This is a genomic window from Rhodocaloribacter sp., from assembly GCF_056451265.1.
In genome coordinates this window covers 1-5,041 of record NZ_JBWOPL010000058.1, presented here as the reverse complement: position 1 = coordinate 5,041, position 5,041 = coordinate 1, and the positions used below count along the sequence as shown (strand labels likewise).

The window sequence follows — 5,041 nt, the reverse complement described above, 5'->3', positions numbered from 1 at the left end:
CTCCACGGAGGGCGGTCCGTTTTCGTATTCATGCTTCGTTCTCCACGAACCGGCCCTTGTTATAGACCGCCCATGCCCGTCCGACCATCTCGAAGCCGACGAACGGCGTGTTTCGGCTTTTCGAACGGATGTGCCGTTCCTCGAAGGTCCACCGCGTCTCGGCGTCGAAGACGGTGAGGTTGGCGGCTTCGCCCTCGGCCAGGCGCGGCAGGGGGAGGCGAACCACACGGGGTCCGGCCGCCGGGGGAAATACGGGACTTCAGGCGTGCGCGGGAGCGCGGGCGTGGGCGAGCGCCGAAGGCGTCCGACGCCCGACAATTGCCGGAGCCTCGTGGAGGAGCGCATCGTCTTCGAGCGCAGCCACCATGAAAAGCGCAAAGTCCACGCGGCGCGTGCGATTGCTCTCGAGGATGGGGTCGCCCACGCGCCGGCTCCATACGGGAAGGCCCTGGCTTTCCCCTTCTTCGAGGTCGCTCCCCCGCACGACGGTCCACCGGGCATCGCTGGCGAAAACGCGACGACACGCTTCCACCTGATCGTCGAGATCCACGAGGCGCGCCCACCGCGCCAGCCGACCGAAAACCGCGACGACGGCGCGCAACCGCCACGAGTACACGTCCTGCCCGTCTTTCGTGATGTGCCAGCCACAGGAGAAGACCAGGCGCGCGTCCGGGCGGGCGTGGTCGAGCACGGCCTGGGCCGTGCCCGAGGCGTACCGTTCCATGCCCCAGGGGACCAGCACGGTGAGCACCCCGTCACAACCTGCTACGGCCTCGCGGATGACCTCCGGATCGTTCGTCCGACCCGGAACGATCGTGATGCGATCGGCGAAGGCTTCGAGCTTGTCCACGCTCCGGGGCCGGCAGACGCCCACCACCTCATAGCCGCGCTCCAGCGCATGCTGCACCATGTATTTCCCGAGCTTTCCCGAAGCGCCAACGATGCAAACCTTTTTCATTCGTACCCCTTGTTTCGAGAACATGGAAAATCCGTTCGAAAGACCGCGCCTACGACCGGGACCGCGAGGGGTTGCGGAACGACGCCGGGCTCCCCACCTGCCCGCTGCGCGTTTGAAGGTCGCATGAGGATAGAACTTGCTCCTCGCCCTCCCGTTCAAACCCGTGCTTCGCCCGAAGCGCCACCGAACAACCGCATACGGACGCCCATGAAACGTGAAAACGACCCGATAGACGGATTCGACCGCATCGAAGACGCCCTCGCCGACATCCGGGCGGGGCGCCTCATCATCGTGGTTGACGACGAGGACCGCGAGAACGAGGGGGACTTCGTCGGCGCGGCGGCGCGGGTGACCCCGGAGCAGGTCAACTTCATGGCGAAAGAAGGGCGCGGGCTCATCTGCGTGCCCCTCACGCGCGAGCGCACCGTCGCGCTCGAACTCGACATGATGGTCACCTCGAACACGGCCCTTTACGATACTCCGTTCACCGTCTCGGTCGATTACAACTTCGGCACGACGACCGGCATCTCCGCCGCCGACCGCGCCAGAACCATCCGCGCGCTGGCCGACCCCGAGGCACACCCGCACCACTTCGGACGCCCCGGACACGTCTTTCCCCTCCGCGCCCGAGAGGGCGGTGTGCTGCGCCGCGCGGGACACACCGAGGCCGCCGTCGACCTGGCCCGCATGGCCGGTCTCTTTCCCGCCGGCGTGCTCGTCGAGATCATGAACGACGACGGCACGATGGCCCGTGTGCCGGAGTTGAAGGCCATCGCCCGAAAGTTCGACATGCGCATCATCACGATCAAAGACCTGATCGCCTATCGGATGCGCCACGAGAAGCTCATCCGTCGCGTCGTGGACGTAGCGATGCCCACCCGTTTCGGCGACTTCCGTCTGGTCGCCTTCGAGGAACGCCTCACGGGCGACGTGCACCTGGCCCTGACCAAGGGCGTCTGGGACGAAGACGACCCCGTGCTCGTGCGCGTCCACTCCCAGTGCGTCACCGGCGACATCTTCGGCTCGATGCGATGCGACTGCGGCGACCAGCTTGCCCGGGCGCTCCGGCAAGTCGAGGCCGAGGGGCGCGGCGTGGTGCTTTACATGAAACAGGAAGGGCGCGGCATCGGGCTGCTCAACAAGCTCCGCGCCTACCGGCTTCAGGAAGAGGGACTCGACACCGTCGAAGCCAACGAGGCCCTCGGCTTTCAAATGGACCACCGCGACTACGGCATCGGCTGCCAGATCCTCCGCAACCTCGGCGTGCGCAAGCTCCGGCTGATGACGAACAACCCGACGAAACGCATCGGGTTGGCCGGGTACGGGCTGGAGATCGTCGAGCGTGTGCCCATCGAGATCCCCCCGAACGCCGTCAATGAACGCTACCTGCGAACCAAGCGCGACCGCATGGGACACCTCATCCTCGACAACGCCGACGCCCACGACGAAGACGTGCTTCGCCACATCCTCTGATCCACTCCGCCCCCCCCTTGCGGTCCAAGACCAACGTCCCCGGTGTTCCGGGGCGGGAGCAAGGGGGTGCGGCCTTTGCCGACGGGACGCCGGACAGCTCCTCATCGCCACTCTTCGAACGAAACGCCCGGGGGCGCGGGGCGGGCCGTCTTGCCCGCGGCGGAGCCGGCCTGCTTGGTGAAGGGGAAACCGTCGCTGTCGTCGGCAACGGGGAAGGAGCCTATGCTGCCGGTGAGCGTGTACGCCCCGGCAGGCGCGCCGGCGGGGATGCTCTGCGTGAACGTCCGGCTGAGCGCGCCGCCCGGCGCGAGCGTCTTCGTCACCGGCCCGAGGGTGCGCGTGATGCCGGGACCCGAGATGACGATCCAGATGTCGACGGTCTGCGAGACGGCGGTGGTGTTGACGACGTCGAGGTCGTAGTTGAAGCTGCCGCCTTCGGGTGGAATGACGAGGTCGGCGCTCTCGGGCGTCAGCGTGATGGTCACCGCCGCCTGGCACGTGAAGGTCTGGATCGTCCCGCTCGTGCCGTAGTCGGTCAGATACATTTCGCCGGCGGCATCGACGCCGAAGGCGGTGACCGAAACGCCGGAGTCCTGAAAGAGCATCGTGTTGGCGGTGGCGCCGTTGTCGTCGAAGGCGAGCGCCCAGAGGTTGCCCGTGACGTTGTCGCCGTAGAGGTACTGCCCGCCGAGGTCGGCGGCGCAGGCAGCGCCGGTGTAGACCGCTCCGCCGATGATGGCAAAGCCGCCCGTGTTGACGTCGTGCCCGTACTCCCACACCGGCAGGGTGAGCCCCGTCATGTCGCACCCGACGCCGGGCTCGAAGCAATGGTTGCCCTCCATGACGTCCCAGCCGTAGTTGCCTCCGGAGGTCACCCAGTCGATCTCCTCCCACGCGTTCTGTCCCACGTCGGCCACCCACAGGCGGCCCGTGTCGTCGAAGGAATACCGCCACGGGTTGCGGAGACCATAGGCGAAGATCTCGTCGCAGTTGGCGGGCGGCCCGCCGACGAACGGGTTGTCCGGCGGGATGGTATAGTTGGCGTTCGGCCCGGCCCCGCAGTCCGGCGCACCGCCCGTCTGCCCGTCCACGTCGATGCGGAGCATGGAGCCGAGGAGCGTGGTGGGGTCCTCGCCGTTGTCCTGCGGATCGCCGCCGGAGCCGCCGTCGCCGAGACCGACGTAGAGGTAGCCGTCGGGGCCGAAGCGAAGCTGCCCGGCATTGTGGTTCGTGAAGGGCTGATCCACTTCGAGGAGCACGAGTTCGCTGTTCGGGTCGGCCACGTCCGGATCCGCCGTGACGCTATAGCGCGCGATGACCGTGCGCATCGGACTCGCGGCCGTATAGTTCACATAGAAGAAGCCGTTGTTCGCATAGTCGGGATGGAAAGCGAGGCCGAGCAGCCCGAGCTCGCCACAGCACAGCACCCGACTCTCGATGTTGAGGAACTCGGTGGCCTGCATCACGCCGGCGTCGTTGTCGAACACCCATATGATGCCGTCCTGTCCCACCACGAAGAGGCGGTCCGTGCCGTCGGTGGGAGCCTGGATATCGACGGGGAAACGGAAGGTGAGGTTGGGGAAGGCATTTTCTATCTGCACCTGGGCGCGCGCGCCCGCCGCCGTGCCGAGGAGCAGCGCCATCATGAGCACGAGGCCCGTCCACCAGGATCTCCGAGCGGTCATCTTTTCACCCTGACTGTTGTAGATTTGAGGGATCAACGATCGCACGCGCACCGAACCGTCGCACCCACGCGCCTTTATACTAAGGAATCGCGGTCAAAAGGGCCATTGTAAACGGGATTTTGCCGGAGCGCACAGAGCGGCGCGAGGCCCGGCATCAACCCCTCGGCGGCTGGATTTTACGCATACGCCCCTGCTCGCGCGTCTCCTTTTCCCGTCCGTTCTTTTCACAAAACGATCGCACGGAATGCCGGGCAAGGTGTAACTTCCGGGAGGGTGCGCTCGTGTATTTTTCCACGCCCCCATTCCCCCAACCCACTTCCCGATCTCATGCGACGACTCCTTATGCTCGCCACCCTCGCGCTCGCGCTTCTAGGCTCCGACGTCTCTGCACAGAGCCTGGACCTGACCGTCGACGGGGTGGGGGTGAGCTTCGGCGACTCCCGGCGCATCACGGGCGTGCGGTTCAACTACCGGGACCGGCGGATGGCGCGCGTGGACGGCGTCAACGTGACGCTGTGGTCTCCGTACACGCCTGCGCAGGGCACGGTCAACGGCGTCGCGGTGGGGGTTCCGCTGACGGGTGCGCGCCGCATCAACGGGCTGACGGTGGCCCTCGGCGCGGCGAACGTGGATGAGCGCATCGCGGGAATCATGGTGGCGGGGATCGGCTTCGGGGCGAGTGAGGACCTCGTGGGCGTCGGCGTGAGCGGCATCGGCCTGGGCAGCGGGCGCGACATCAAGGGGCTGATGGTGGGAGGCTTCGGCATCGGCAGCGGGCGCAACCTGAGCGGCGTCATGGCGGCGGCCTTCGGCATCGGCGGCGGGCAGCGGCTCACGGGCGTCTTCGTCGGAGGCCTCGGCGTGGGCGCGGGCGGCGACCTGACGGGCATCGCCGCCGGAGGCCTCGGCGTGGGCGCGGGCGGCG

4 protein-coding genes and 1 pseudogene are annotated in these 5,041 nt (G+C 67.1%); 2 read left to right on the top strand and 3 right to left on the bottom strand.

What is annotated here, in order from left to right:
* Window positions 1-28: 28 nt before the first annotated feature.
* Both AC1HIY_RS10850 and AC1HIY_RS10845 read right to left on the bottom strand, forming a co-directional pair.
* Window positions 29-226: a hypothetical protein gene (locus tag AC1HIY_RS10850; RefSeq protein WP_479576755.1), complete on the bottom strand. Its 198-nt coding sequence runs from the start codon at window positions 224-226 to the stop codon at window positions 29-31.
* 33 nt (window positions 227-259) lie between these two features.
* Entirely contained in the window at window positions 260-958 is a 699-nt protein-coding gene (locus AC1HIY_RS10845; RefSeq protein WP_479576754.1) for an NAD(P)-dependent oxidoreductase, read from the bottom strand.
* 207 nt (window positions 959-1,165) lie between these two features.
* Between AC1HIY_RS10845 and AC1HIY_RS10840 the strand changes: the two genes are divergently transcribed.
* Complete coding sequence (locus AC1HIY_RS10840) at window positions 1,166-2,431, top strand: bifunctional 3,4-dihydroxy-2-butanone-4-phosphate synthase/GTP cyclohydrolase II (RefSeq protein ID WP_479576753.1); 1,266 nt, start codon at window positions 1,166-1,168, stop codon at window positions 2,429-2,431.
* 101 nt (window positions 2,432-2,532) lie between these two features.
* Here the strand turns inward: AC1HIY_RS10840 and AC1HIY_RS10835 are convergent, their stop codons facing one another.
* Window positions 2,533-4,116 (bottom strand): PQQ-dependent sugar dehydrogenase, encoded by a 1,584-nt coding sequence (locus AC1HIY_RS10835; protein WP_479576752.1) that lies wholly within the window; start codon window positions 4,114-4,116, stop codon window positions 2,533-2,535.
* Between the two features lie 327 nt (window positions 4,117-4,443).
* Between AC1HIY_RS10835 and AC1HIY_RS10830 the strand changes: the two are divergent.
* Window positions 4,444-5,041, top strand: a pseudogene (locus tag AC1HIY_RS10830) (hypothetical protein); the annotation flags it as partial.

Coding starts and splice junctions, on each gene's coding strand:
- AC1HIY_RS10845 (WP_479576754.1), bottom strand. CDS start 958: ATGAAAAAGGTTTGCATCGTTGGCGCTTCGGGAAAGCTCGGGAAATAC.
- AC1HIY_RS10840 (WP_479576753.1), top strand. CDS start 1,166: ATGAAACGTGAAAACGACCCGATAGACGGATTCGACCGCATCGAAGAC.
- AC1HIY_RS10835 (WP_479576752.1), bottom strand. CDS start 4,116: ATGACCGCTCGGAGATCCTGGTGGACGGGCCTCGTGCTCATGATGGCG.